The sequence below is a fragment of the Nocardia sp. CC213A genome, assembly GCF_030766805.1.
Taxonomy (GTDB): domain Bacteria; phylum Actinomycetota; class Actinomycetes; order Mycobacteriales; family Mycobacteriaceae; genus Nocardia; species Nocardia otitidiscaviarum.
The window spans coordinates 173565-197613 of record NZ_JASFXA010000008.1; the positions used below are offsets into that span (position 1 = coordinate 173565).

At 69.1% G+C, this 24049-nt stretch carries 24 protein-coding genes, 1 pseudogene and 1 riboswitch; of the genes and pseudogenes, 12 read left to right on the forward strand and 13 right to left on the reverse strand.

What is annotated here, in order from left to right:
• The first annotated feature begins 22 nt into the window (after positions 1 to 22).
• The 6 genes from QJS31_RS16945 to QJS31_RS16970 all read left to right on the forward strand — a co-directional run bounded on the left by QJS31_RS16945 (position 23) and on the right by QJS31_RS16970 (position 3809).
• Positions 23 to 619, forward strand: coding sequence for an HD domain-containing protein (locus QJS31_RS16945; RefSeq protein ID WP_306357130.1), 597 nt, complete (start codon positions 23 to 25; stop codon positions 617 to 619).
• 98 nt (positions 620 to 717) lie between these two features.
• Complete coding sequence (locus QJS31_RS16950; RefSeq protein WP_039816362.1) at positions 718 to 1182, forward strand: OsmC family protein; 465 nt, start codon at positions 718 to 720, stop codon at positions 1180 to 1182.
• Complete coding sequence (locus tag QJS31_RS16955; RefSeq protein WP_029930073.1) at positions 1179 to 1460, forward strand: acylphosphatase; 282 nt, start codon at positions 1179 to 1181, stop codon at positions 1458 to 1460. The genes QJS31_RS16950 and QJS31_RS16955 overlap by 4 nt, the downstream gene beginning before the upstream one ends.
• A 27-nt stretch (positions 1461 to 1487) precedes the next feature.
• On the forward strand, positions 1488 to 2138 hold the full coding sequence (locus QJS31_RS16960) for a hypothetical protein (protein ID WP_306357131.1): 651 nt from the start codon (positions 1488 to 1490) through the stop codon (positions 2136 to 2138).
• Complete coding sequence (locus QJS31_RS16965; RefSeq protein WP_282779414.1) at positions 2138 to 3301, forward strand: glutathionylspermidine synthase family protein; 1164 nt, start codon at positions 2138 to 2140, stop codon at positions 3299 to 3301. Before QJS31_RS16960 ends, QJS31_RS16965 begins: the two co-directional genes overlap by 1 nt.
• Positions 3302 to 3365: 64 nt before the next feature.
• Entirely contained in the window at positions 3366 to 3809 is a 444-nt protein-coding gene (locus QJS31_RS16970; protein WP_143982092.1) for a DUF350 domain-containing protein, read from the forward strand.
• 107 nt (positions 3810 to 3916) lie between these two features.
• Here QJS31_RS16970 and QJS31_RS16975 read toward each other — a convergent pair whose 3' ends face one another.
• From QJS31_RS16975 to QJS31_RS17000, 6 genes are all read right to left on the reverse strand, one after another.
• Complete coding sequence (locus QJS31_RS16975) at positions 3917 to 4498, reverse strand: dihydrofolate reductase family protein (protein WP_029930077.1); 582 nt, start codon at positions 4496 to 4498, stop codon at positions 3917 to 3919.
• A 99-nt stretch (positions 4499 to 4597) separates the two neighbouring features.
• Positions 4598 to 5455, reverse strand: a complete 858-nt coding sequence (mutM, locus tag QJS31_RS16980) for a bifunctional DNA-formamidopyrimidine glycosylase/DNA-(apurinic or apyrimidinic site) lyase (RefSeq protein ID WP_306357132.1) — start codon at positions 5453 to 5455, stop codon at positions 4598 to 4600.
• A complete protein-coding gene (gene rnc / locus QJS31_RS16985) occupies positions 5455 to 6210 on the reverse strand; it encodes a ribonuclease III (protein ID WP_029930079.1) in 756 nt (251 codons plus the stop codon). Before rnc ends, mutM begins: the two co-directional genes overlap by 1 nt.
• 25 nt (positions 6211 to 6235) lie before the next feature.
• Positions 6236 to 6418, reverse strand: coding sequence for a 50S ribosomal protein L32 (gene rpmF, locus QJS31_RS16990; protein WP_029930080.1), 183 nt, complete (start codon positions 6416 to 6418; stop codon positions 6236 to 6238).
• A gap of 2 nt (positions 6419 to 6420) precedes the next feature.
• Complete coding sequence (locus QJS31_RS16995) at positions 6421 to 7050, reverse strand: DUF177 domain-containing protein (RefSeq protein ID WP_282779425.1); 630 nt, start codon at positions 7048 to 7050, stop codon at positions 6421 to 6423.
• Between the two features lie 151 nt (positions 7051 to 7201).
• The gene (locus QJS31_RS17000; RefSeq protein ID WP_029930082.1) at positions 7202 to 7948 is read right to left on the reverse strand and encodes a DivIVA domain-containing protein; all 747 of its coding nucleotides are present in this window, start codon (positions 7946 to 7948) and stop codon (positions 7202 to 7204) included.
• A 250-nt stretch (positions 7949 to 8198) separates the two neighbouring features.
• Between QJS31_RS17000 and QJS31_RS17005 the strand changes: the two genes are divergently transcribed.
• The 3 genes from QJS31_RS17005 to QJS31_RS17015 all read left to right on the forward strand — a co-directional run bounded on the left by QJS31_RS17005 (position 8199) and on the right by QJS31_RS17015 (position 10554).
• Positions 8199 to 8714: a GtrA family protein gene (locus QJS31_RS17005; protein ID WP_143982094.1), complete on the forward strand. Its 516-nt coding sequence runs from the start codon at positions 8199 to 8201 to the stop codon at positions 8712 to 8714.
• 492 nt (positions 8715 to 9206) lie between these two features.
• Entirely contained in the window at positions 9207 to 10217 is a 1011-nt protein-coding gene (locus QJS31_RS17010; protein WP_306357133.1) for a hypothetical protein, read from the forward strand.
• 64 nt (positions 10218 to 10281) lie between these two features.
• Entirely contained in the window at positions 10282 to 10554 is a 273-nt protein-coding gene (locus QJS31_RS17015; protein WP_282779422.1) for a hypothetical protein, read from the forward strand.
• Positions 10555 to 10608: 54 nt separating this feature from the next.
• Here QJS31_RS17015 and coaD read toward each other — a convergent pair whose 3' ends face one another.
• The 3 genes from coaD to QJS31_RS17030 are packed head-to-tail and all read right to left on the reverse strand — an operon-like array spanning position 10609 to position 15085.
• Complete coding sequence (gene coaD / locus QJS31_RS17020) at positions 10609 to 11094, reverse strand: pantetheine-phosphate adenylyltransferase (RefSeq protein WP_306357134.1); 486 nt, start codon at positions 11092 to 11094, stop codon at positions 10609 to 10611.
• 23 nt (positions 11095 to 11117) lie between these two features.
• A complete protein-coding gene (gene rsmD / locus QJS31_RS17025) occupies positions 11118 to 11684 on the reverse strand; it encodes a 16S rRNA (guanine(966)-N(2))-methyltransferase RsmD (RefSeq protein ID WP_282785610.1) in 567 nt (188 codons plus the stop codon).
• Positions 11681 to 15085 carry a pyruvate carboxylase gene (locus QJS31_RS17030; RefSeq protein ID WP_306357135.1) on the reverse strand — a complete coding sequence of 1135 codons (3405 nt, stop codon included), beginning with the start codon at positions 15083 to 15085 and terminating at the stop codon, positions 11681 to 11683. The genes rsmD and QJS31_RS17030 overlap by 4 nt, the downstream gene beginning before the upstream one ends.
• Before the next feature lie 214 nt (positions 15086 to 15299).
• A riboswitch (cobalamin riboswitch) is annotated at positions 15300 to 15491 on the forward strand.
• 136 nt (positions 15492 to 15627) lie between these two features.
• Between QJS31_RS17030 and metE the strand changes: the two genes are divergently transcribed.
• Positions 15628 to 17892 (forward strand): 5-methyltetrahydropteroyltriglutamate--homocysteine S-methyltransferase, encoded by a 2265-nt coding sequence (gene metE, locus QJS31_RS17035; RefSeq protein WP_306357136.1) that lies wholly within the window; start codon positions 15628 to 15630, stop codon positions 17890 to 17892.
• A 120-nt stretch (positions 17893 to 18012) separates the two neighbouring features.
• On the opposite strand, the gene QJS31_RS17040 is transcribed toward metE, so the two are convergent.
• Complete coding sequence (locus tag QJS31_RS17040) at positions 18013 to 18828, reverse strand: alpha/beta fold hydrolase (protein WP_306357137.1); 816 nt, start codon at positions 18826 to 18828, stop codon at positions 18013 to 18015.
• Positions 18829 to 19208: 380 nt separating this feature from the next.
• Positions 19209 to 19853: pseudogene (locus QJS31_RS17045) on the reverse strand (YitT family protein); the annotation flags it as partial.
• 390 nt (positions 19854 to 20243) lie between these two features.
• On the opposite strand from QJS31_RS17045, the gene QJS31_RS17050 reads away from it, so the two are divergent.
• A complete protein-coding gene (locus tag QJS31_RS17050; RefSeq protein ID WP_282784729.1) occupies positions 20244 to 21665 on the forward strand; it encodes a short-chain fatty acyl-CoA regulator family protein in 1422 nt (473 codons plus the stop codon).
• A 175-nt stretch (positions 21666 to 21840) separates the two neighbouring features.
• Positions 21841 to 22557 (forward strand): hypothetical protein, encoded by a 717-nt coding sequence (locus tag QJS31_RS17055; RefSeq protein ID WP_282784727.1) that lies wholly within the window; start codon positions 21841 to 21843, stop codon positions 22555 to 22557.
• Positions 22558 to 22625: 68 nt separating this feature from the next.
• Here the strand turns inward: QJS31_RS17055 and QJS31_RS17060 are convergent, their stop codons facing one another.
• Both QJS31_RS17060 and QJS31_RS17065 read right to left on the reverse strand, forming a co-directional pair.
• Positions 22626 to 22925, reverse strand: coding sequence for a DUF1540 domain-containing protein (locus QJS31_RS17060; protein ID WP_029930094.1), 300 nt, complete (start codon positions 22923 to 22925; stop codon positions 22626 to 22628).
• Between the two features lie 123 nt (positions 22926 to 23048).
• Positions 23049 to 24005, reverse strand: coding sequence for an SDR family NAD(P)-dependent oxidoreductase (locus QJS31_RS17065; RefSeq protein WP_282784724.1), 957 nt, complete (start codon positions 24003 to 24005; stop codon positions 23049 to 23051).
• Positions 24006 to 24049 lie beyond the last annotated feature (44 nt).

Here is a 24049-nt window from a genome sequence, read left to right on the forward strand (position 1 = left end):
GGCCGAAGCCGCCAACCAGCTGATGTTCGAGGCGCTGGAGCCCCATTTGTGCCACCACAGCCTGCGCGGCTTCTTCTTCGGGCGGGCGCTCGCCGCCGCCCAGGGACTCACCCCCGGCCGGGACTACGACGAGGAGATCATGTTCCTCATCTGCGTCCTGCACGATATCGGGCTGGCCGAACGCGCCAATGGCACACAGCGATTCGAGATGGACGGCGCGGACTACGCGGCGCGGTGGCTGGAAGGCCAGGGCGTCTCCGATGAGCGCGTCGACATCATCTGGGACGCCATCGCCGCGCACACCACGGGACTGAGTTCGTCGCCCGTCTACCGTCGCCGCCGCCCGGCCGAGATCTGGATCTCGGTCAGCGGTATCGGCATCGACGTGGGCGGCGGCCCGAATGATCTGCCGCCGGGCCTGGCCGATGCCGTGCACGCCGCCTACCCGCGCCTCGGCGGCACCCGCGCCCTCACCGAGTCCATCGCGAAACAGGTGATCGCGAATCCGCGCAAGGCCCCGCCGGGCAGTCTGCCGGGCGAGATCCTGCGGCTGCGGCATCCGGAACTGGTGCCGTTCACCTGGGATACCGTGCTCGACGCCAGCGGCTGGCGGGATTGAGCCGACCGGTGCGGCGGAATGCGGCCGACCCGATCGACGTTCGGCATATCCGGACGGGTCCCGCCGGGTCCGCCACCGAGCAATGGGAGGATCGTGTCATGTCCGAACAGACCGCCGCACCGCAGACCGCCGCTCCCACCCTGGCCGCCGAACCGGTCGAACTGTGGGTGGAGCGCACCGGCACCCGCGCCTACACCGGCCGCAACAATCGCGGCGGCGAGGTGCTCATCGCCTCCCAGGGCGTACCCGGCGCGTTCACGCCCGGTGAACTGCTGAAGATCGCGCTGGCGGGCTGCACCGGACTCAGCGCCGATTTCACCCTGTCGCGCCGCCTCGGCGACAACTTCGACGCCACCGTGCGCGTCTCCGGCGACGCCGACCGCGAGAACGAGCTCTACCCCGAGCTGAACGAATCCTTCGAACTGGATATGAGCGAACTCGACGAGGAGTCCCGGCAGCGGCTGCTGGTCGCCGCGCAGCGCGCCATCGACAAGGTGTGCACCGTGGGCCGCACCCTGAAGGCGGGCACCGTGGTCAACCTGTCCTTCACCATCGACGAATGAGCGCCGACCCCGTCCGGCTCAGCGCCTGGGTGCACGGACTCGTCCAGGGGGTGGGCTTCCGGTGGTGGACGCGGTCGCGGGCGCTCGAGCTCGGGCTCACCGGTTACGCCCGCAATCACCGCGACGGCCGGGTGCACGTGATCGCCGAGGGGCCGCGGCGGAATTGTGAGACACTTCTGACGCTGCTGCGCGCCGGTGACACACCTGGCCGAGTCGATCTCGTTGTGGAAGACTGGGGCGCCGCACAGGGTGGAATGAACGGATTCGAGGAGCGGTAGTGCGCGGGGTGGCCTGGGAGTCGAGCGGTGACTGACGAACATCCCGGCGGACCACCGAACCCCGCCGACGACGACCGCCCCGTCGCCCTGCCGACCCCGCCGCGCGGCAGCATGCAGCGCCAGGAACCCGGAGTCACCCAGCCGCGCCCGCCCACGGTGGCCGAAGCGCGGGCGCGCGAGAAGGCCCGGCGGCGAGCCGAGGAGCAGGCCCGGGCCGCGGCCGACGCCGAGGCGGCCAAGCAGAAGAAGCGCAAGAAGCTGCTCATCGGCGGTGTCGCCGTGGTGGGCGTGGCTGGCCTGGTCGGCGGCGGCTACCTCGCCTACAGCGCACTCACCGGACCCGATGTCACCGCCTACTGCACCGTCATCGTCGACAAGGGTGAGACGGTCGTCGTCGGCAACAATGGCGAGACCTACACCGCCACCAGGAACAATGAGGAGATCGTGGTTCCCGACCGGTACTGCGATGAAGCCTCCCGTTCCAGCGGCGGCAACAGCACCGGCGTCTTCATTCTCGCGGGCAACCAGTACCGCTACTACTACGGCGGCACGAACACCATCGGCAAACCGCCGTCGGGTGGCACCACGGTGAAGCCCAAGGGTGCGGAGATCAAGACCAAGAGCGGCACCACCATTCAGCGCGGCGGGCTGGGCACCCGGATCGGCGGCGGGTCGTAATGCGGCGACTGCGCGGCACCCCGCGCCCGGGCTGGAAGGACATCACCGCGGCGCAGGGGCTGGTATACGGCTCCCCGGGTCGCGACGCCAGCGGGCAGCCCCGCCCGTACTGGGACGAGTCGGTGCACTACGAGTTCGACATGGACGAGATCCTGGCCCTCGAGGCGCAGGTCGAGGTGCTGCACACCATGTGCCTGCACGCCGTCGAACAGGTCGTGCTCACCGAGCGGTTCGCCGATTTCGGTCTGCCGCAGTGGAGTTGGGAACCCATCGCCAATTCCTGGAAGCGTGCCGACCCGCACGTCTACGGCCGCTTCGACCTGCGCTACGACGGTCGCGGTCCGGCGAAACTGCTGGAGTACAACGCCGATACACCCACCTCGCTGCTGGAGGCGGCGATCGTGCAGTGGCACTGGCTCACCGACACCCATCCCGACGACGACCAGTGGAACTCCCTGCACGAGAAGCTCGTCGAGCGCTGGGGCGAACTGCGTGACGCGCTGCCCGGCGGCGAACTGCACTTCACCTGGTCCAGCGCCGACGCCACCGGCGAGGACAACGTCACCACCGCGTACATGCAGGAGACGGCCGCCGAGGCCGGATTCGACACGGTCGCACTGCCCATCGAGGAGATCGGCTGGGATACCGAACTGGAGCGCTTCGTCGACCTGGCGGAAGCGCCCATCGAGTCGGTCTTCAAGCTCTACCCCTGGGAGTGGGTGCTCGACGACGACTTCGGGCAGCGCGTGGTGGGCTCCCTGCCGCAGACCATGTGGCTGGAACCGCTGTGGAAGACGCTGCTGTCCAACAAGGCCATTCTCGCGGTGCTGTGGGAGATGTACCCCGGACACCCGAATCTGCTGCCCACCTACCTCGACGACCCGCACGAACTCACCGAATACATCCGCAAGCCGAAACTCGGCCGCGAGGGCGCGAATATGACCATCGTCGGCGCGGGCTTGGAAGCCGCCACCGGCGGCGTCTACGGCGCGGAGGGTTTCGTGTACCAGTTGCTGGACCCGCTGCCGGAATTCGACGGTATGCGGCCGGTGCTGGGCGCCTGGATCGTCGGCGACACCTCGGCCGGCCTCGGCATCCGGGAAACCGCCGGGCTCATCACCGATGATGGGGCGGCCTTCGTACCGCACCGGATTCCGCAGTGACCGCACCGGTGACCGAGCCCGCCGGTGCGCAAGCTTTGACCAACCCCCTACCTGGAGGACATCGATGACAGCCACACTCGCGCTGGAAGCGAGCACGCTCGGCCGTGGCGTGGGGGCCATCCTCTGCTACGCCGTACTCGGCCTGGTGCTCATGGTGCTCGGCTTCCTCGCCGTGGATCTGACCACCCCGGGTCCGCTGCGCGCCATGGTCGCCGAGGGGCGGCCCAATGCGGTGCTGGTGAGCGCCAGCGGGATGATCAGCATGGCGCTCATCGTGGTGCTGGCCATCTACGCCTCGGCGGGCAAGCTCTCCGACGGCCTCGTCACCGCCGGCGTGTACGGCTTGGTCGGCATTGTGGCGCAGGTGGTTTCGGTGCGGCTGCTGGAGCTGGCGGTCGGCATCGACATCGGTGCGATGCTGAAGAACACCGACTACACGGCTGCCGCCTGGATGGTGGCCGCCGCGCACCTGTCCCTCGGCCTCGTGGTCGCCGTCGCCATCCTCTGACATATCCGCCACCGGGGCGATATCGTCCGATGCGCGCCCGCCTCCGTCCACGAGGCGGGCGCGCATCGCGTCGCACGACCGTCTCGGTGGCGACAGTCGCTGCCGCGCTAGCGAATCCGGCTGTACTTGAGAAAAGCCACGCCGTCCTCGAACACGCGGCTGGTCAGCACCCGGAAGCGGGCCGCGTCGGGAAGCCGTGCGCTGGAACCGAACAGCGGACGGCCGCGCCCCAGCACGATCGGGTACAGCTTCAGGAAGATCTGGTCGATCTCCGGCAACAGCGCCTGGGCGAGCTCCCCACCGCCGCACAGCCAGATGCCGAGTCCCTTCTCCCGCTTGAGCTCTCGCACCCGGCCCAGCGGATCCGCGGAGATGAGCTCCACATCCGGATCCGGACTCTCCGGCAGCGCACCCGACACCACGAACTGGCGCAGATGCGCGTACGGGCTCGAGGTGCCCGTCCGGACACCGAAATCATGTGTCTTGCGGCCCATTACGACGGTGTCGAAGGTGGTGCCGGACTTGTCGATGCCCAGCGCCTCCCGCACCTTGGTCGGCAATGTCTCCGGATAGTGCGCGGCGATCGCCGAACCGTGGTCACCGCCCACGGGGAAGAAATCGACCGAGCCGTCCTCGGTGGCAATGAACCCGTCGATGGTCGACGCGACGTAGTAGGTCAGTTTGCGCATTCGTCCTCCATGGCCGCGCAGTGCGGCCGATAGAAAAACGGTAGCGCCTGAAAGTGATCGCGGCGAGGCCGTCGGGTGGCCGGAGGGCAAGCCCCCAGTTCAGGGGCGGGGTCGGCGCTGGCAGCGCGGGCAGGAGAACGAGGACCGGTTCATGAACTTCTCCCGCGCCATGGGGGCACCGCAGCGGCGGCACGGCTCGTCCTCGCGGCCGTAGGCGTTGAGCGAGCGCTCGAAGTAGCCGGACTGACCGTTCACGTTCACATAGAGCGCGTCGAAGGAAGTGCCGCCCGCGAGCAGCGCCTCGCCCATCACCGCCCGCACCTCGGTGAGCAGACCGTGCAGGGCGGGCTTGGAGAGCTTGGCGGCAATGCGCTCGCCGTGGATCCCGGCCCGCCACAGCGCCTCGTCGGCGTAGATGTTGCCGATACCCGAGACCACCGTCTGATCGAGCAGTACCCGCTTGATCTCGGAATGTTTGCGTCGCAACACCGTCACGACCGCGTCCGGATCGAAGTGCGGGTCGACCGGATCGCGCGCGATATGCGCCACCGCGTCCGGCAGCGGCGTGCCATCCACCTCGACCAGCGGGGCCAGCATCCAGCCGCCGAACGTGCGTTGATCCACGAAGCGCAGCTCGCTGCCGGAATCGAGGGTGGCGATGATGTGGGCGTGCTTCTCCAGGGGCGCGTCGGCGGGCTGCACCAGCATCTGCCCGCTCATGCCCAGATGCACGACCAGCGCGGTATCGGGCTCGTCGAAGGTGAGCCACAGGAATTTGCCGCGGCGCTGCGCCGCCTCGACGCGGAGACCGGCCAGCCGCGCGGCCAGATCGTCGCCGCCGGGCACATGCCTGCGCACCGAGCGCGGATGTTTGACGGTGACGGATTCGACGACGCGGCCCGCCACATGCTCGGCGAGGCCGCGTCGTACGACTTCGACTTCGGGAAGTTCGGGCATCAGGCCCCTGGGTTCTCCACGGTCTCGGCATGCAGCGACTGATAGGCGGCCCCGGCCGCCTTCTGCTCCGCTTCCTTCTTGGAGCGGCCCACACCCTGACCGTAGGCACGACCACCGATCACCGCCGTGGCGGTGAACTCCTTGTCGTGGTCGGGCCCGGTCGAGGTGATCTCGTAACTGGGCACGCCGATACCGCGTTCCGCGGTCAGCTCCTGCAGACTGGTCTTCCAGTCCAGCCCGGCGCCCATGCGGGGGCCGCGCTCGAGCAGGTCCGCGAACAAGCGCAGCACCACGCTGCGCGCGACATCGATGCCGTGCTGCAGGTGCACCGCACCCAGCAGCGACTCCATACCGTCGGCGAGAATGCTCGGCTTGTCCCGGCCGCCGGTGAGCTCTTCGCCCTTGCCCAGCAGCAGGTGACGGCCGAGGCCGCCCTCGCCCAACCCGCGCGCCACTTCGGCGAGCGCGTGCATATTGACCACGCTCGCGCGCAGCTTCGCCAGCTCACCCTCGGACTTGTCCGGATGTTCCAGATACAGGCGTTCGGTGATGCTCAGCCCGAGCACCGAATCGCCCAGGAACTCCAGTCGCTCGTTGGTCGGCAGTCCGCCGTTCTCGTACGCGTACGAGCGATGGGTGAGCGCGAGGCGCAGCAGGTCCGGTCGCACATCGACGCCGAGTGCCTCGAGCAGGCTGGTGTGGTCGGCTGAGTCGCCTACGGCGGGTACGTCCGCCGCGTCCTTGCTGGCGGTCACGGTTGCGCTACCGGAGGTCCGGGAATCAGACGGCAGCGGTGACCTGGCGGCCCTTGTAGGTGCCGCAGCTGGGGCACGCGATGTGCGGCAGGGTCTTCTCGCCGCAGGCGCGGTTCGGGCAGGTGATCAGGGTCGGCGCGGTGGCCTTCCACTGGCTCCGGCGCGAGTGGGTGTTGGCACGAGACATCCGGCGCTTCGGAACGGCCACGACTACTTCTCCTCTGAATCTGAATCGGCTGACTGGTTTGCCCCGGTGCCATCGGCACCGTTCTGCACGGCGAGGCTCGCGAGCTTGGCCCAGCGAGGGTCAAGTATCTCATGACCGTGTTCGGAACCCGCAATCGCCATCCGAACCCCGCATTCCGGGCACAGGCCCGGGCAGTCCGGCTCACACAGCGGCTGCAACGGCAGTTCCAGCCCGACGGCATCGATGACCACCGGTTCCAGGTCGATCAGGTCGTCGACCAGGCGGTGGATCTCGTCTTCCTCGGTGGTCTGCTCGGTCGCGCTGTCCGGGTAGGCGAACAGCTCGGTGAGCCGCAACTCGATCGCGTCGGTGAACGGTTCGAGGCAGCGCGAGCATTCGCCCTCGATCGGCGCGGAGACCGTGCCGGTGACCAGGACGCCTTCGGATACCGCCTGCAGGGTCAGATCCAGCTCGACCTGCGCACCGGCGGGAATGCCGACCATTTCGAGGCCGATCTTCGCGTCGGTGGTGACGGTGCGGCGCACCTGCTTCATCGATCCGGGAGCACGTCCGAGACTGCGCACGTCCAGCACGAAACCCGCGTCGGTCGCCTGACGACGGTGACGCGGATTGGAACCGGATTGGGCGGACATCACGAACTCACTCACGCTCGGTGTGGAATGGGCAACCACTCAACAATACGGGACGAGCCGGTCCGCGCCCAAATCCCATTCGGTGCTCACATCCCAGTCAGGGCCCAGATCCCAGTCAGTGCCCAAATCCCAGTCAGTGCCCAGATCTCGGTCAGCGCCGGAAGTCCGCCGCGTAATCCGGGACGCTCGGCGCGGTACGCACCTGGGTGCGCCCCCTGCCGACCACGCGCAGCGCGTTGTTCAGCGTGTCCTCGAAGTCCGCGAGCTTGCCGTCGACGTATTGGTCGCATTCCTCGCGCAGCCGGTCCGCCTCCGCCTGGGCGGTGTCGATGAGTCGCGCGGATTCCGCGTGCGCGGCGCGCACCACCTCGGTCTGCGAGACCAGGCGCTCCTGCTCGGCCTTGCCGTCGGCGACCGACCGGTCGTAGGACGCCTGTCCGGCCGCGGTCATCCGCTCGGCCTCGACGCGGGCGCGGCCGGTGACCGCCTCGAACTCGGCCTTGCCCTCGGCCACGGTGCGTTCGGCCTCCTGCTCCGCCGAGCTGACCAGGTGGTCGGCGTGCGCGCGGGCCTCGGCGACCATGCGGTCGGCGTGCGCCTTGGCGTCGGCCAGGATGCGGTCGGCCTCCTCGCGCGCCGAGGTGACCGTGTGATCGGCCTGCTGATTGGCGGTGGTGACGGTGGTGTCGGCGGCCGTGCGGGCATCGGTGACGATCTTGTCGCGGTGGTCGAGCACGTCCTGGGCGTCATCGAGTTCGCCGGGCAGGGCCTCGCGCACGTCGTCGAGCAGTTCCAGCACTTCGCCTCTGGGCACGATGCAGTTGCGGGTGGGCGGAATCCCACGCGCCTCTTCGACGATGGCGACGAGCTCGTCGAGTGCTTCGAATACCCGGTACATACTGCTACCCCACTTCTCCTGCCGGACTCACGGCGACACTCTCCGCTTCTGGCCAGTGTGCCCCGAGGGGCGGCTGTCAACTGTGTGCGACTCCGGCGTGTCGGTCACTGTTTCCTAGCGCACAGAGTGTCTCGCAGGCCACAGATTAAAGTGGAGGAAAACCCTCCGGTTGATGCTACATTTGTCTCCGACAGCGCAGTCGCACCTGGCCCACCGGCCCCGGGTTCGGCGAGTTCGATCGGAAGAGACAATGACCGTCCTGGATCTACCGCAGCGGGCCATCATCCCCGCCGGAGAAGTCCTCACCGTCTACACCGACGGCTACCTCGCCCTACGGCGCACCTGGGCGCACTGGATCGGACAGCTCGGCTCCTTCCTGCGCGGTGAGCACGCCTTCGCCCAGCTGATCCGGTTCGCACTGGTCGGCGGTCTCAGCAATATCGGCTACCTGCTGCTGTTCGTGGCGCTCTACGGCAGTGGAGCGCAACTGGCCAACCTGGCCGGGTCGGTGGTGAGCACGGCCATGGCGAACGAACTGCACCGCCGCCTCACCTTCCACGCCTCGGAACGGGTGCGCTGGCACACCGCGCAGCTCGAGGGCGGCGCGCTGGCCCTGACCGGCCTGGCGATCACCGCCGGAGCCATCGCCCTGCTCGAATGGACGGCACCGCAACTGGGCGGCCCAGCCCAGGCCGCCGCGGTCCTCGGCATCACCGCCGGCGTCGGCACCCTGCGCTTCCTGACCCTGCGCCTCTGGGTGTTCTAACGAACCGGCTGAGCCCGCGACCTCTGCGATGCACGTACCTCGCGCGGGCCGCGAACGTCCCGGCGGCGCTGCGTACTGATCGGTGCTACAGCCGAGTATCCGTATGCCCCTGACACCCGGTCGCGTACACGGTCGGTGGCGGTAGCGGCAGCTTGCTCGCGGTGCGGGAAACAACTGGTCCGGGATCGGGGGAACCTCGGCGCGGTGTGGCGCGTCCAAGGAAGGCATAGCGGTTCGGAGCCGGTGCGGGCCGCTGCGGTTCCGCATCGCGTCGAGGTGTTGTCGGTTCGATTCAGCACCACGGTGGCTCGGCGACGGCGGAGCCACCTCGGTTCAGTGCGATTCTCGGGAGGTTCGAGCCATGAAGCGTTATACGGGAAGCCGGATCGGGCGGCGCGGCGGTGGGGTGTCGGGAGCGCCTGCGCACCAGCGGGTTCCGGGGCGGCCTCGCCTGCACCCCGCGATCGTCCGTACTCTCCGTCGGCGTGGCGCATGAGCGCCGGGCCGGTGCATCGGCGGCCCGAGGTGCTGCTGGCGGGGGTCGATGACGACGAGATCCGGCGGCGGTGTGCGGGTGGAACGTGGCGGCGGGTGCGGCGCGGGGTGTACGCCGAGCAGGCGACATACGCGGATCTCGGTGCGGCCGAACGACATCGGCTGCTGATCGAGGCGGCCGTGCCGGGACTGTCGGTGGCGGCGATCGTGAGCCACCAGTCGGCGGCGGTGCTGTACGGGGCCCCGATTCCGACGGCGGAGCTGGGGCGGGTGTGCGTGACGCGCAATCGGCGCGGTGGCGGGCGGGTGCGGACCGACGTGCGGGTGCACTGCGCGCGGGTGGACCGGGTGGTGCAGTTGGGCGCGCTGGTGGTGACCACGCCCGCGCGCACCATCGTCGATCTCGCGCGCACGCTGCCGTTCGAGGCCGCGGTGGTGGCCGGTGACGCCATCGCTCGCCGATTCGGGGTCAGCGCGCTCGATCTGGAGGAGGAACTCGGAACGGCGAAGCGCCGCCACGGCTGCACCCAGGCGCACCGAGTGGCGGAATTCCTGGACCCGCACAGCGCCAGCATCGGCGAATCCCGCAGCCGCGTCCTGTTCCGGCACCTCGGCCTCCCGGTCCCGTACTCCCGCGGCGAGGTCTTCACCACCGGCGGCCGTCTGGTCGACCAGGTCGACTTCTACTTCCCCGACACCGGCGTCATCGGCCTCTTCGACCAGCACCACCCGCCCCGACGCGCACCCACATCCGCCGCTACGAACACGGGTATGACGCGCACGGGGAAGACCGACGCGGCAGCGAGCCGAGCGGCCCTGCGCCGCGAAGAGTCCTTGCGCGCCTTGGGCTTCCACGTCGTCCGCTGGTCCGCCGCCGAACTCCCCTCCCCCGAGATCGGCGCCCGAGTCCGCGCCGCCCTCTACCGCGCCCGCCGCCTCAACCGCGCAGGCTACATCCACCAGGCAGCCCTCCCCACCCCACAACCCCTCACCTTCCGCGCGCTATAGCGCTACGTCGCCGCACCCGCCCGGCGACGTAGAGCGGGCGCGTCCGAGCTGCCACAATGCGCGAGTGGGCAACACATTGACGGAGTGGAAGTGCCCGGTATGCGGCCAGCGCTCACTGCGGAACGTCGACCGGCTGGGCGAGTCTTGTTCACGCTGCGAGGCGAGCGCATTTCTCGCCGACCTGCCGGAATCGGTGCGCTCCGAAGTTGTGTGTCTGCTGCGTCAGCAGAAGAGACTCATGGCAGTCGTGAAGCTGCGGGAGGGCTTCGATCCTCCGCCGTCCTTGCCATTGGCCCTCGACGTGACTGTCCTCCTCGAAGCGGAATCCGCCGACTAGCGGTCCACGCGGGCGACTCCACAGCGCCCGTGCCGTGGGGCACGGGCGCGGGGCTCACTTGCGGCGTTCGGCGATGCGGGCCAGGAGGCGCTTGTGGACCGGTTCGGGCAGCAGGTCGGAGACGTCGCCGCCGAGGGTGGCGACTTCCTTGGTGAGGGAGCTGGAGATAAATCCGCGCACCGGGTCTCCAGCGATGAAGTAGGTGTCGACGCCGGTGAGTTTGCGGTTCATCTGGGCCATCTGCATTTCGTAGCCGAAGTCGGTGGCGTCGCGCAGGCCCTTCACGATGGCGGTGATGCCCTGCTGCTTGGCGAAGTCGACGAGCAGACCCTGCCAGCGCTCCACCCGCACGTTCGGCAGGTGGGCGGTGACCTCGCGGATCATCTCGATGCGCTCGTCGACGGTGAACATCCCCTGCTTGTTCGGATTCACCACCACCGTCACCACGACCTCGTCGAACTGCGCGGCCGCGCGGGTGATCACATCGAGATGTCCGTTGTGCACCGGGTCGAAGGAGCCCGGGCAGATTGCTCCAGCCATGGGCCGACGCTAGCAGGTGCTGCTCACGACCCTGCCTCGTACTCCGCCAGGTCGATCCGGGTCTCCCCGTAGGTGCGGGACTTCAGCGGGTAATACCCTGCGGGCCAAGCGAGTTCCGGTGAACGGCTGGAACGTTCCACCACCACGAGCGCACCGTCGACCAGCCATTCGTTGGCGGCGAGCAGACCGAGATCGGCGATCACCCCGGTGACGTCCAGCGCGTACGGCGGATCGGAGAACACCAGGTCGTACGGCCCGTCGGCGGGCGGGGACGCCAGCACCGCCGCCACGCTCCCCTGCCGCAGTTCGGCCCCGGGCAGCCCGAGATCATCGATATTGCCCCGGATCACACTGGCCGCCTTACGATCCGACTCCACCAACAACGCCCGCGACGCCCCGCGTGACAGCGCCTCCAACCCCAGCGCCCCGGACCCCGCGTAGAGATCCGCGACTCGTATCCCGCCGAAGTCCAGCCGGGCGGCGAGCAGGTTGAACAGCGCCTCGCGCACCCGATCGGAGGTGGGCCGGGTCCCGGCGGGCGGCACCCGCAACCGCCGCCCGCCCGCGCTCCCAGCGACGATCCGCGTCACTCCGCCGCGGCCTCGTTGAGGCTCAGTTCGATCAGCAGATCGCCGCCCTCCACCTGCTGCACCTTGCCGATGGCGACGCGCTTGACCGTGCCGCCGCGCGGCGCGGTGATGGCGGCCTCCATCTTCATGGCCTCGATGGTGCCGATGGTGTCGCCGGGGCCGACGGTGTCGCCGTCGCCGACCGACAGCGTGACCACGCCCGCGAACGGGGCCGCGATATGCCCGGCATTGTTCTTGTCGGCCTTCTCGGCGGCGGGGACCTCACTGGCGATGGAGCGGTCGCGCACCATGATCGGTCGCAGCTGGCCGTTGAGGATGCACATCACGGTGCGCATGCCGCGCTCGTCGGGTTCGGAGATGGCCTCCAGGCCGATGAGGAGGGTGACGCCCTTCTCCAACTGGACGCGGTGTTCCTCGTCGTGGCGCAGGCCGTAGAAGAACTGGTTGGCCGACAGCCCGGAGGTGTCGCCGTACTTCTCGCGGTGGGCCAGGAATTCGGCGGTGGGCCCGGGGAACAGCAGCCGGTTCAGGGTGGCGCGCCGCTGCTCCGAGGTCCCGTTCAACCCAGCCTCGTCCTCGGCGGTGAGCTGGGTTTCCGGCTTGGCCGGGCCGCGTCCGGCCAGCGCGCGCGAGCGGAACGGCTCCGGCCAGCCACCGGCCGGTGTGCCCAATTCCCCACGCAGGAAACCGATCACCGAATCGGGAATGTCGTAGCGGCCGGGGTCGGCGGCGAATTCGTCCACGTCCACGCCGGTGCCGACCAGTGCCAGCGCGAGGTCGCCGACCACCTTGGACGACGGGGTGACCTTGACCAGGCGGCCCAGCATGCGGTCGGCGGCAGCGTATTTGGCCTCCACCTCCTCGAACTGGTCGCCCAGCCCCAAGGCGATGGCCTGCTGCCGCAGATTCGACAGCTGGCCGCCCGGGATCTCGTGGTGGTACACGCGCCCGGTCGGCCCCGGCAGTCCGGATTCGAAGGGCGCGTACACCTTGCGCAGCGCCTCCCAGTACGGCTCCAGATCGCACACGTGCTGGAGGTTCAGCCCGGTGTCGTGCGGTGAGTTGGCCGCCGCCGCGACGATGGCCGAGAGCGCGGGCTGGGACGTGGTGCCCGCCATGGGGGCCGAGGCGCCGTCGACGGCGTCCGCGCCCGCCTGCCAGGCGGCCAGGTAGGTGGCCAGCTGGCCGCCCGGGGTGTCGTGGGTGTGCACGTGCACGGGCAGCTCGAACTCCCGGCGCAGGGCCGTGACCAGCGTCGCCGCCGCCGGAGCCCGCAGCAGGCCCGCCATGTCCTTGATGGCGAGGACATGCGCCCCGGCGTCGACGATCTCCTCGGCGAGCTTGAGGTAGTAGTCGAGCGTGTAGAGGTTCTCGTCCGGATTCGACAGGTCGCCGGTGTAGCTCATGGCGACTTCGGCGATGGCCGTTCCGGTTTCGCGCACGGCGTCGATGGCGGGCCGCATCTGGTCCACGTTGTTGAGCGCGTCGAAGATGCGGAAGATGTCGATGCCGGTGGCGGTGGCCTCGGAAACGAAAGCGCGCGTGACCTTTTCCGGGTACGGGGTGTAGCCGACGGTATTGCGCCCGCGCAGCAGCATCTGCAGGTTGATATTCGGGATCGCCTCGCGCAGCGCGGCCAGGCGCTCCCACGGGTCCTCGTACAGGAACCGCAGCGCGACGTCGTAGGTCGCACCGCCCCAGCATTCGATGGACAGCAGTTCCGGCGTCATCCGCGCCACATGCCCGGCCACGTCCAGCAGCCCGTTGGTACGCACCCGGGTGGCCAGCAGCGACTGGTGCGCGTCGCGGAAGGTGGTGTCGGTGACCGCGACGCCCGGCCGCTCCCGCAGCCAGCGCGCGAACCCTTCCGGCCCGAGTTCCAGCAGCTTCTGCCGCGACCCCGGGGGCGGCGGCGCCGTCAGATCCAGCGCGGGCAGCTTATCGTGCGGATACACCGTGGTGGTGCGCTGTCCGTGCGGCTTGTTCACGGTGACGTCGGCCAGATACCGCAGGATCTTGGTGCCGCGGTCGGCCGAGGAGCGCTGAGTGAGTAGTTCCGGCCGCTGGTCGATGAACGACGTGGTCACCCGTCCGGCCCGGAACTCCGGATCGTCGAGCACCGCCATCAGGAACGGGATATTGGTCGTGACGCCACGAATGCGGAACTCGGCCACCGCCCGCCGGGCGCGCGCCACCGCGGTGGCGAAGTCACGGCCGCGGCAGGTGAGTTTGACCAGCATGGAGTCGAAGTACGCACCCACCTCGGCACCCACGTTCGCGCCGCCGTCCAGCCGCACGCCCGCCCCGCCCGGCGACCGGTAGCCGGTGATGCGGCCGGTGTCGGGCCGGAACCCGTTGGCCGGATCCTCGGTGGTGATGCGGCACTGCAGCGCCGCGCCCCGGATCGTGATCGACTCCTGCCGCAGCCCCAGATCCGCCAGGGACTCCCCGGCGGCGATGCGCATCTGCGCCTGCACCAGGTCCACATCGGTGATCTCCTCGGTCACCGTGTGCTCGACCTGGATGCGCGGGTTCATCTCGATGAACACGTGCCGGCCGCGCTCGTCGAGCAGGAACTCCACCGTGCCCGCGCAGCTGTAGCCGATCTGGCGGGCGAAGGCCACCGCGTCGGCGCAGATCCGGTCGCGCACGGCCGGATCCAGATTCGGGGCGGGCGCGAGTTCGATCACCTTCTGATGCCGCCGTTGCAGGGAGCAGTCGCGTTCGTAGAGGTGGATCACGTCGCCGTGCGAGTCGGCGAGGATCTGCACCTCGATGTGGCGCGGGTTGACCACCGCCTGCTCCAGGAACACCGTCGCGTCACCGAAGGCGGATTCGGCCTCGCGCATGGCCGCCTCCACCGCCTCGCGCAGTAGGGCGCGGTCGTCGACCTTGCGCATACCGCGGCCGCCGCCCCCGGCCACGGCCTTGACGAAGACGGGAAAGTCCATGGTCTCGGCGGCCGCCAGCAACTCGTCCACGTCGGCGGAGGGTGCGCTGGAGGTCAGCACCGGCAGCCCGGCGGCCTTGGCCGCGGCGATCGCGCGGGCCTTGTTCCCGGTCAGCTCCAACACCTGCGCGGACGGGCCGATGAAGGTGATCCCCTCGCGGGCGCACGCCGCCGCGAGGTCGGGATTCTCGGAAAGAAAACCGTAACCGGGGTAGACCGCGTCGGCCCCCGAGGTCTTCGCAGCCTCGAGAATTTCCTCGATCGACAGGTACGCGCGCACGGGATGTCCGGGCGTGCCGATCTGATACGCCTCGTCCGCCTTCAGCCGATGGACCGAATTGCGGTCCTCATGGGGAAAGACGGCGACCGTGCCGATGCCGAGTTCGTATGCCGCGCGGAAGGCGCGAATGGCGATCTCGCCGCGGTTGGCGACCAGGACTTTGGAGAACATCCGCCTAAGGTACCCGCTCCCCGGACACCCTTCGGTCACGATGTCGGGTTCGCAGGAATCTTCACAACCGACGTTAGCCGGGTTGCGAAGATGTGTTCATCCGGACGATACACACCGGACCGGCTCCGGCCCCGTCGCCGGAGCCGCCGGCGCGGCTATATGCTCATCTCGCAATCGGTTCGCCGGACGGGAGCCCCCAGTCGGCGTCGAAACCGGATGCTCACCACGCGTGAGTTCATCCGATGAGAGGGAACCCGGTGAGAATCCGGGACTGTCCCGCAGCGGTATACGGGAACGACCGCCGTACCACGCACTGGGTGCCACACCTGGGAAGCGACGGCCAGTAGGTCGGCCATTCGGCCGGAGCCCGTGAGTCCGAAGACCTGCCGACTGTGCCGGGTACGCCGTATCCGGCGGCCTCCGCCTCGTGGATTGGGCGATGGACCGCATGTGCGTATTCGCATGCCGTTCGGTGTGCGCGTGGCACGGCTGTTCGCGCCCGCGGTGGTGGCCAGTGGCTCTGGAACACTGGAGAAATATCCGTGACCAATACACCGACCCCCTTCACCGCCACGGTGCTCGGCATTCCGCGCATCGGGCCGAACCGGGAGTTGAAGAAGGCGACCGAGTCCTATTGGGCCGGTCGCATCGACGCCGACGCGCTGCACGCCGTCGGGCGGAAGCTGCGGGACTCGCAGCTGACCGCGCTGCACGCCGCGGGACTGGATTCGATCCCGGTCGGCACCTTCTCCTACTACGACCAGATGTTGGACACCGCGGTCCTGCTCGGCGCGCTGCCGCCGCGGGTGGCGGAGATCGCCGATCCGCTGGACCGCTATTTCGCGGCGGCGCGCGGCACCGACGCGGTCGCGCCGTTGGAGATGACCAAGTGGTTCGACACCAACTACCACTATCTGGTCCCGGAGATCGGCGCGGAGACCCGTTTCTCCCTGCACCCGGACAAACTGCTGGGTGAGCTGGCCGAGGCGCGGGAGCTCGGCATTCCCGCGCGGCCGGTGGTCATCGGTCCGCTGACCTTCCTGAAACTGGCCAAGGGTGTGGGCGCGGAACCGCTGTCGCGCCTGACCGAACTGCTGCCGCTGTACCGCGACCTGCTGAGCCGCCTGGCCGCCGCGGGTGCGGAGTGGGTGCAGATCGACGAGCCGGTGCTGGTGACCGATCTCACCGCCGACGAGCTCGCCCTGGTCGGCACCGTCTACAGCGACCTCGCGTCCGCGACCGACCGCCCGGCCGTCCTGGTCGCCACCTACTTCGGGCATCCGGATGCCGCGCTGCCGGTGCTGGCTTCCACCCCGGTCGAGGCGATCGCCCTGGATTTCACCGCCGGGACCACCGTCGAGGACGTGGCCGCGGTGCGGCCGCTGCGCGACAAGCTCGTGGTGGCCGGTGTGGTCGACGGCCGCAATATCTGGCGCACCGATCCCGACCGAGCGCTGTCCACCCTCGCCACCCTGCTCGGCAGTACCGGCGCGCTGGTGGTGTCGACCTCCTGCTCACTGCTGCACGTGCCGTACACGCTGACGGCGGAGCCCGGACTCGACGAGGCGCTGCGTTCCTGGCTCGCGTTCGGTGACGAGAAGGTCGCCGAGGTGCGGATGCTGGCCACCGCCCTGCACCGGGGCACCGACGAGGTCGCCGGCGAATTGGCTTCCGCCCGTGCGGCGCTGGCGAATCGGGCCGCCGACCCGCGGCTGCGCAACGACACCGTGCGGGCGCGGCTGGCGGCGCTGGGGTCCGACGCGACCCGTCGCGCACCGGCGGCGGATCGTGCCGCGCTGCAACGGGATCGGCTGAACCTGCCACTGCTGCCGACCACCACCATCGGCTCGTTCCCGCAGACGCCGGAGATCCGCAAGGCACGCGCCGCGTACACCAGGGGCGACCTCACCGCCGAGCAGTACACCGAGCGCATGCGCGCCGAGGTCGCGGACGTCATCGCGCTGCAGGAGCGGCTGGGCCTGGACGTGCTGGTGCACGGCGAGCCCGAGCGCAACGACATGGTGCAGTACTTCGCCGAGCAGCTCGACGGCTTCGCCGCCACCGCCAACGGCTGGGTGCAGTCCTACGGCACCCGCTGCGTGCGGCCGCCCATCCTGTTCGGCGATGTGGCCCGGCCCGCGCCGATGACGGTGGAATGGATCGAGTACGCGCAGTCGCTCACCGACAAGCCGGTGAAGGGCATGCTCACCGGTCCGGTGACCATTCTGGCGTGGTCGTTCGTGCGTGACGACCAGCCGCTGGCCGATTCGGCGCGGCAGGTGGCGCTGGCGATTCGCGAGGAGACGGTGGACCTGCAGGCCGCCGGCATCCGCGTCATCCAGGTGGACGAACCGGCGCTGCGGGAGCTGCTGCCGCTGCGAGCCGAGGCCAAGCCGGAGTACCTGGACTGGTCGGTGGCCGCGTTCCGGCTGGCCACCTCCGGGGTCTCCGACGCGACCCAGATCCACACGCATCTGTGCTATTCGGAATTCGGTGAGGTGATCGACGCGATCGCCGCCCTGGACGCCGACGTCACCTCCATCGAGGCGGCCCGCTCGCATATGGAGGTGCTCGACGACCTCAATGCGGCCGGTTTCGCGCTGGGCATCGGTCCCGGCGTGTACGACATCCACTCCCCGCGCGTACCCAGCGTGGCGGAGATCGAGCGTTCGCTGCGGGCCGCGCTGAAAGCCGTGCCCGCCGAACGGCTCTGGGTGAATCCGGACTGCGGGCTGAAGACCCGCGGTCCGGTCGAGGTGGAGGCCGCGCTGCGCAATATGCGCGCGGCCGCGGATGCCGTGCGCTGAGCCCGCGTGGCCCGGGCATCACCGCGCCCGGAGTAGCGGAGGTCCGCGGCCGGTGGCCGCGGACCTTCCCGTCGGCTCGGTCCGCCTGCCTCGGTCCGCCCTGCCTTGTTCCGCCCTGCCTCAGTCCGCGAGGAATTCCACCACGTCGGCGACCAGCCGCGGGTCCTTGATCGCGCCCATGTGCGAGGCGCCGGGATACACCCGCGCGCGAGCGCCCGGAATGCCCGCGGCGGTGAACTCCAGGTTCCGCACCGGGTAGGCCGCGTCCTTGTCACCGCCGAGGACGAGGGTGGGCGCGCTGATCTCACCCAGCCGATCGGTGAGGTCGAAGGCGTCCTCGGCGCGGATGAACGCCGCGGTGGCGGCGGGGTCGTGCGGCCGCGCCAGCGGGTCGAGCAGCCACGCCACCGCGGCCACCAGGCGCGCGGCCACGGGGTTCTGGATAGTTTCGCCCGCGATGTGGTGCATCCCGCGCCGCCCGGACTCGACGGCCCGCGCGTAGTTCAGCTGCGCCTCCCGCACGTGCGGTTCCAGCCGGTAGCCGGAGGAGACGACCACCAGCCGCCGCACCGCCTCCGGATGGTCGGCGGCCAGTTGCAGCGCGACCGAACCGCCGGAGCTGACGCCGATCACATCCACGGGTTCACCGAATTCCTTGTGCAGCGCCTCGGCGTGCTGGTCGGCGATATCGGCCATGGTGGTGCCCGCCGGGGTGCCGGGCGCCCGGTTCACCGCGTAGACGCGGAAGTGCCGGGCGAGCGGACTCAACGTCTTGATCTCCGAGGTCCGCATCCAGCCGGTCGGATTGGCATGGTCGGGGGTGAACCAGCGCAGGAATACCAGCGGCCGACCGGAACCCAGCGCGAGATAGGGCAGGTTGTGCGCCAGCGCCCCCTCGGTGACGTCCAGTTGCGCGGATGGGCCGGGTTTCGCCATGGTGTCCTCCGTGTGCCGAGCCGGACCCTATTGTCCGTCGGATCCGAGTCTGCCGCAGCACAAACGCGACCGTCCAAGACGTATCACTGCTGGCGGCCGGAACTACGCCTGCTGCGCTCGACCACGCGACCGGATGCGTACACGAGCACCGCCACCGTTCGGCCGCACCGCGCAGCGACCCGCCGCCCCCATCGCGCCTACGGTGGGTCGATGCACCCCCGCAGAGCCCTGGCGCTGGCGCTGACGTTCGCGATTCTCCTGGCCGTCAACACGTATTCGGGTCTGGCGCTGTACGCGTTCACGGCGGAACCACGGGCGGAGGCCGTCGTGGTGGACCGTTCCGGCGGGAAGAACGTCCGCTGCCGGGGGCGGTGGACACGGCCGGCCGGCACACCGGCGGCGGGTGACGGCTGTTCCGGCGCGGCGCTGTCCGGATCACGGAAGCCCGGCAGCCAGTCGTCCACGAACGGGATCATCAGTTGGATGAGCGGGCCGATTCCGAAGGCGTAGACCAGGGTTCCGATGCCCACGCTGCCGCCGAGCAGCCAGCCGGTGGCCAGCACGGTGGCCTCGATGCCGGTACGGATCATCCAGACCGGTCGACCGGTGCGGCGTACCAGTCCGGTCATCAGGCCGTCCCGCGGTCCGGGGCCCATGCCCGCGCCGATGTAGAGCACCGTCGCGACGGCGTTGGCCACGACCGCGATCCCCATGGCCGCGATCCGCCAGCCCAGCCCGTGCACCTGCGGCAGCAGCCACAACCCGGCGTCCACGGCCACCGCGATGACCACCACATTGCTCACCGTTCCCAGACCTGGCCGCTGCCGCAGCGGAATCCAGGCCAGTAGCACCGCCACCCCGGTCACGGCGACCACCGCCCCGAAACTGATCGGCACCCGCAGGTCCACGCCCTGATGGAACACATCCCACGGATCCAAACCCAGCCCGGCTCGAATCATGACGGCCATCGACAGCCCGTAGAGCACCAATCCGACATAGAGCGCGATCAACCGTCGAAGCAACATTCGACCAATATGTCGACAACTGGCCTGCGAATACAGAGCCAGTCGGCAATAACTGGCCCGAACACACGCGATCACGCGTGGGCGACCGGCCACGGTGATCGCCGCGCAGGCGCTCGTACTCGACCGCTGAGCAGGTCGGTGCCGTGGGCCGGCAGCGACCTCGGCAAACGTTCCCGCTCGAGATTCCTGCCGCGGAAACGCCTCGGCGACGGCGAGAACACGTACTATATGGGTCTTCATGTGTTTTGCTCATCAATGGAGCAACCGTTCTTTCTTCGCACGCTACGCACTCTCCGCGTGGCGCGAAAATACCTTGCAGTAGCAGATTTCCGGCGACGAACCCGCGCGAAATTGCGATGATTGCGAAGTCATCTGGGTAGAGTTCCACGCGTGCGCAAGATGTATGCGGGTGCCCGACTACGGCGGTTGCGCGAGGAACGGCGGATGACCCAGGCCGCGCTGGCGAAGTCCCTGGATCTGTCCCCCAGCTACCTCAACCAGCTGGAGCGCGATCAGCGACCCCTCACGATTCCCGTGCTGCTGAAACTGAATTCGACCTTCGACCTCGATGTGCAGTTCTTCGCCGCAGACTCCGATGCCCGGCTGGTCTCGGATCTGCACGAGGTGCTCGTCGAGGCCAGCGGCGGCAACTCCGCGCCGGTCGCCGAGGTCGAAGACCTGGCCACCCGATTACCCGAGGTCGCCAAGATCATCGTCGCCATGCACCGGCGGCTACGGGCCGCCACCGACCAACTGGATCTACTATCCTCCAAGGTGGCCGCGCCCACCGGCGCGCCCGGCGTGCCCATGCCCTACGAGGATGTGCGGGACTTCTTCTACGACCACCACAATCACATCGCCCACGTGGACCTGGCCGCCGAGCGGCTGTTCGAGGAATGCGGGCTCACCATCGGCTCACTGGACCGGCAGCTGGCGCGGGTGGCCGAGGAACGCGCGGGTGTGACCGTCCTGGTGCGCGGCGACGGAGCCGACCCGAATATCCCGAAGCGCCACTACGACAAGGAAACCCGGACTCTCACCCTGGCGCGGCGGCTACGCCCCGGACAGCGCGCCTTCCAGATCGCCACCACCCTCGCCTTCCTGCTCTACGGCCAGCTCCTCGACGAGGTGCTCGACGAAACCCCGTCGCTGGCGGGCGAATCCCGCGCGCTGGCCCGCATCGGACTGGCCAACTACTTCGCCGGGGCGCTCGTCCTCCCCTACGGGAAGTTCCTGCGCAGCGCCGAGGAACTGCGCTACGACATCGACCTGCTCGCCCTGCGCTTCGAGGTCGGCTTCGAAACGGTGTGTCATCGGCTGAGCACACTGCAGCGGCAGGGACATCGCGGGGTGCCGTTCTTCCTCATCCGCACCGACCGCGCCGGGAACATCTCGAAACGCCAGTCCGCCACCGCATTCCACTTCTCCCGGGTGGGCGGCAGCTGTCCGCTGTGGGTGGTCTACGAGGCGTTCGCCAATCCGGGCCGCACCCTCACCCAGGTGGCGTCCATGCCCGACGGCCGCCGCTACCTGTGGATCGCGCGCACCACCCATCCCGCCCCGCACGGATTCGGCACCGGTCCCAAGGAATTCGCCATCGGCCTCGGCTGCGATCTGGAGTACGCGGACCGCCTGGTGTACTCCCAGGGACTGCAACTCGACGACCCCGCCGCCGCGGTCCCGATCGGCGCGGGCTGCAAGGTGTGCGAACGCCCCGCCTGTCCGCAACGCGCCTTCCCCCAGATCGGACGCCCCTTGGCGGTCAGCGAAACCACCTGCACCGACCTGCCCTACCCGCGCCTGCCCCACTGACAGCGGCCGGAGCTGCCGACACCGCACGATGTCGAAGGCCGGACGGCGGCGGCCACGGTGCACGACGGTATCGACACCCGCTCGCGGTGTGGCGATCCTGGTCAATGCGCTGCCGGGGCGGGCGGTCCGGTCCTACACTGCGCATGAATAGATTCTGGAGAACGGTGCGGCCGCAATGATCAGCAGCAGAATCGTCGCCGCGTTGGCTGTCGTAGTCGCGCTCACCGGCGCACTGTTGACGGCGGGCGGTGGTACCGCCCACGCGTACGGACCGTGGTCGTGTGCGCCCGACGATCCGTTGCGGCCCACCGCGGAGCTGATCGGCACGTGGAATACCGCCACCATCACCGACCCGGCCGATCCCCGGATGGATGATCCGCTCACCCAGTTCGAGTTGGAAGTGAATCTCACGGCGGCCATGGAGCTCGGGCTCACGGTGTACTCCGAACCCGTCGACGGCGTCTACTGGTCGGCGCAGTCCCGCCAGCTCACCTATGAGCCCGCCCGTCGTTTCGAACTGGCCTGCACCGGGCGCGACAATCTGTGCTGGATCGCCGACGACCTGCGGGTGCGCTACAACCAGGAAGCCGTGGTTGGCATCGAGTTCCTCCCGGCCGACGACGAGCGCGCCGACGGGTTCCTCGTCCGGGTGCCGGGTGTCGAACTATCGCGCGTGCACAATGCCCTGCTGGCGGATCCGGTGGCGCGGGAACGGCTCGGCGGCGGCTCGGTCACCGAGGACGGCACACTCGTCCTGATCGCCGACCGTGCCGATCTCGAGGTGGCGCGGGCCTTCGTCCGCGGCCTGGGCGCACAGTGGGACTCGGCCGCCGTCCGCTACGGCGACCGCCAGCTGGTTACGGGCTACTGCGTACCGGGCGTCTACTTCTGATATCCGCACAGCGGCCAGCGCGGCCCGACCGCATCGCTACGGTCGAGTCGCGCTGTCTGCCGCGGCCGTCAGGCCGGTGTGTAGGTCAGGCAGTTCGCCGTATGGTCGGACGCACCGAGGCCGACCCGGATCTCCGGCGCGGTGCATTCGAGATCCTTGTTGTGGGTGCAGTCGGCGCGCTGGCAGGCGCCGACCATGGAGGTGACGCGATCCAGCCCGCCTTTGCTCGAGAGCGGAATGAAGGTGGTGCAGTCGGCGTGGCCGTTCTCCCCGGCCACATTGATCGCGTAGGCGTGGCAGCCATCGTGGTTGTACGAGCAGTCGCTGACCGTACATTCGCTGACGTGAGGCATTTCCAATGTGGTCATGAATTCCTCCGTGCCGTTGGGCCCGTGGGTGGGCTGACCCACGGGGGATCCGACAGTGATCCTATATCGGTTCCGTCCCGATAAACAGCAAGGTCAGCCTTGCCTGTGCACTCCGGACCCTATTCAGGCGTGCGCCGTTTTCCCGCCGTCGATCACCAGTTGCGCACCCGTGAGATAGGTGTGTTCGGGTGCGGCGAGGGTGAGTGCGAAAGCGGCGATCTCCTCCGGGGTGGCAAGGCGACCGAGGCCCGGAACATTCGAACTGGCCCACTGTTTCAAGAACACCTGCCGCGCATCGGCGGGCATGGACTCCAGACCACCCGCCCGCCAGACCAGTTCGGTGTCCGTGGTGCCCGGGACCAGGGTGTTCACCCGGATTCCGGCAGCCGCGTAATCCAGGGCCGCCGACTGCACCAGACCGACCAGCGCCCGCTTGCTCGCGGTATAGGCGGCGCGACCGGCATCGGTGGCCAGCGCATTGCTCGAGGATGTCACCACAATGGTGCCGCCACCGCCGCGGAGCATATGCGGCACTTGGTATTTCATCGCCAGGAAAACTCCGCGCAGATTGGTGCCGACCACGCGATCGAAATCCTCGGCGCTGTATTCGTGCAGTTTCTTCTGAATGGTGATGCCCGCATTGTTGAACGCCACGTCCAGCCCGTTGTAGATCCGCACGGCGGTATCGACGAATTCGCGCACCTCGTTCTCGACCAGCACATCGGCGCGAATATAGGTGGCCTCCCCGCCCGCCGCGCGAATCTCCCGCTCCACCGCCTGACCGCGATCGACCCGGCGACCGCAGAAGGCGACCCGTGCCCCCTCGGCGGCGAACTGCCGGGCCGCCGCCGCGCCGATGCCGGAGGTCGCGCCGGTGATGAGCACCACCTGGTTCTCGAAGCGCCGTCTCCCGATCGACGGCACCGGGGGCGGGTTGGAGTCGGCCCCCAGCGCCACTCCCCCGGCCAATCCGGCCGCCGCGCCGACCGCCAGGCCGGAGGCGGTGAGGCCGAACAGCTTGCGGCGGTTGGGTTTCGAGTGGTCGTCCGCGGTGGGCGGAGTGTCGGTCGCATCGTTCATGACGTCCACCGTGCCCCGCCGCGCCCCGCCGCGGATCCGACCGG

Coding starts and splice junctions, on each gene's coding strand:
- QJS31_RS17055 (WP_282784727.1), top strand. CDS start 21,841: ATGATCAGCAGCAGAATCGTCGCCGCGTTGGCTGTCGTAGTCGCGCTC.
- QJS31_RS16945 (WP_306357130.1), top strand. CDS start 23: ATGTTCGAGGCGCTGGAGCCCCATTTGTGCCACCACAGCCTGCGCGGC.
- QJS31_RS17010 (WP_306357133.1), top strand. CDS start 9,207: ATGAGCGCCGGGCCGGTGCATCGGCGGCCCGAGGTGCTGCTGGCGGGG.
- mutM (WP_306357132.1), bottom strand. CDS start 5,455: ATGCCCGAACTTCCCGAAGTCGAAGTCGTACGACGCGGCCTCGCCGAG.
- QJS31_RS16995 (WP_282779425.1), bottom strand. CDS start 7,050: ATGTCCGCCCAATCCGGTTCCAATCCGCGTCACCGTCGTCAGGCGACC.
- coaD (WP_306357134.1), bottom strand. CDS start 11,094: ATGGCTGGAGCAATCTGCCCGGGCTCCTTCGACCCGGTGCACAACGGA.
- QJS31_RS17065 (WP_282784724.1), bottom strand. CDS start 24,005: ATGAACGATGCGACCGACACTCCGCCCACCGCGGACGACCACTCGAAA.
- QJS31_RS16975 (WP_029930077.1), bottom strand. CDS start 4,498: ATGCGCAAACTGACCTACTACGTCGCGTCGACCATCGACGGGTTCATT.
- QJS31_RS17030 (WP_306357135.1), bottom strand. CDS start 15,085: ATGTTCTCCAAAGTCCTGGTCGCCAACCGCGGCGAGATCGCCATTCGC.
- QJS31_RS16950 (WP_039816362.1), top strand. CDS start 718: ATGTCCGAACAGACCGCCGCACCGCAGACCGCCGCTCCCACCCTGGCC.
- QJS31_RS16970 (WP_143982092.1), top strand. CDS start 3,366: ATGACAGCCACACTCGCGCTGGAAGCGAGCACGCTCGGCCGTGGCGTG.
- QJS31_RS17040 (WP_306357137.1), bottom strand. CDS start 18,828: ATGGCGAAACCCGGCCCATCCGCGCAACTGGACGTCACCGAGGGGGCG.
- QJS31_RS17000 (WP_029930082.1), bottom strand. CDS start 7,948: ATGTACCGGGTATTCGAAGCACTCGACGAGCTCGTCGCCATCGTCGAA.
- QJS31_RS16965 (WP_282779414.1), top strand. CDS start 2,138: ATGCGGCGACTGCGCGGCACCCCGCGCCCGGGCTGGAAGGACATCACC.
- QJS31_RS17005 (WP_143982094.1), top strand. CDS start 8,199: ATGACCGTCCTGGATCTACCGCAGCGGGCCATCATCCCCGCCGGAGAA.
- QJS31_RS17060 (WP_029930094.1), bottom strand. CDS start 22,925: ATGACCACATTGGAAATGCCTCACGTCAGCGAATGTACGGTCAGCGAC.
- QJS31_RS16955 (WP_029930073.1), top strand. CDS start 1,179: ATGAGCGCCGACCCCGTCCGGCTCAGCGCCTGGGTGCACGGACTCGTC.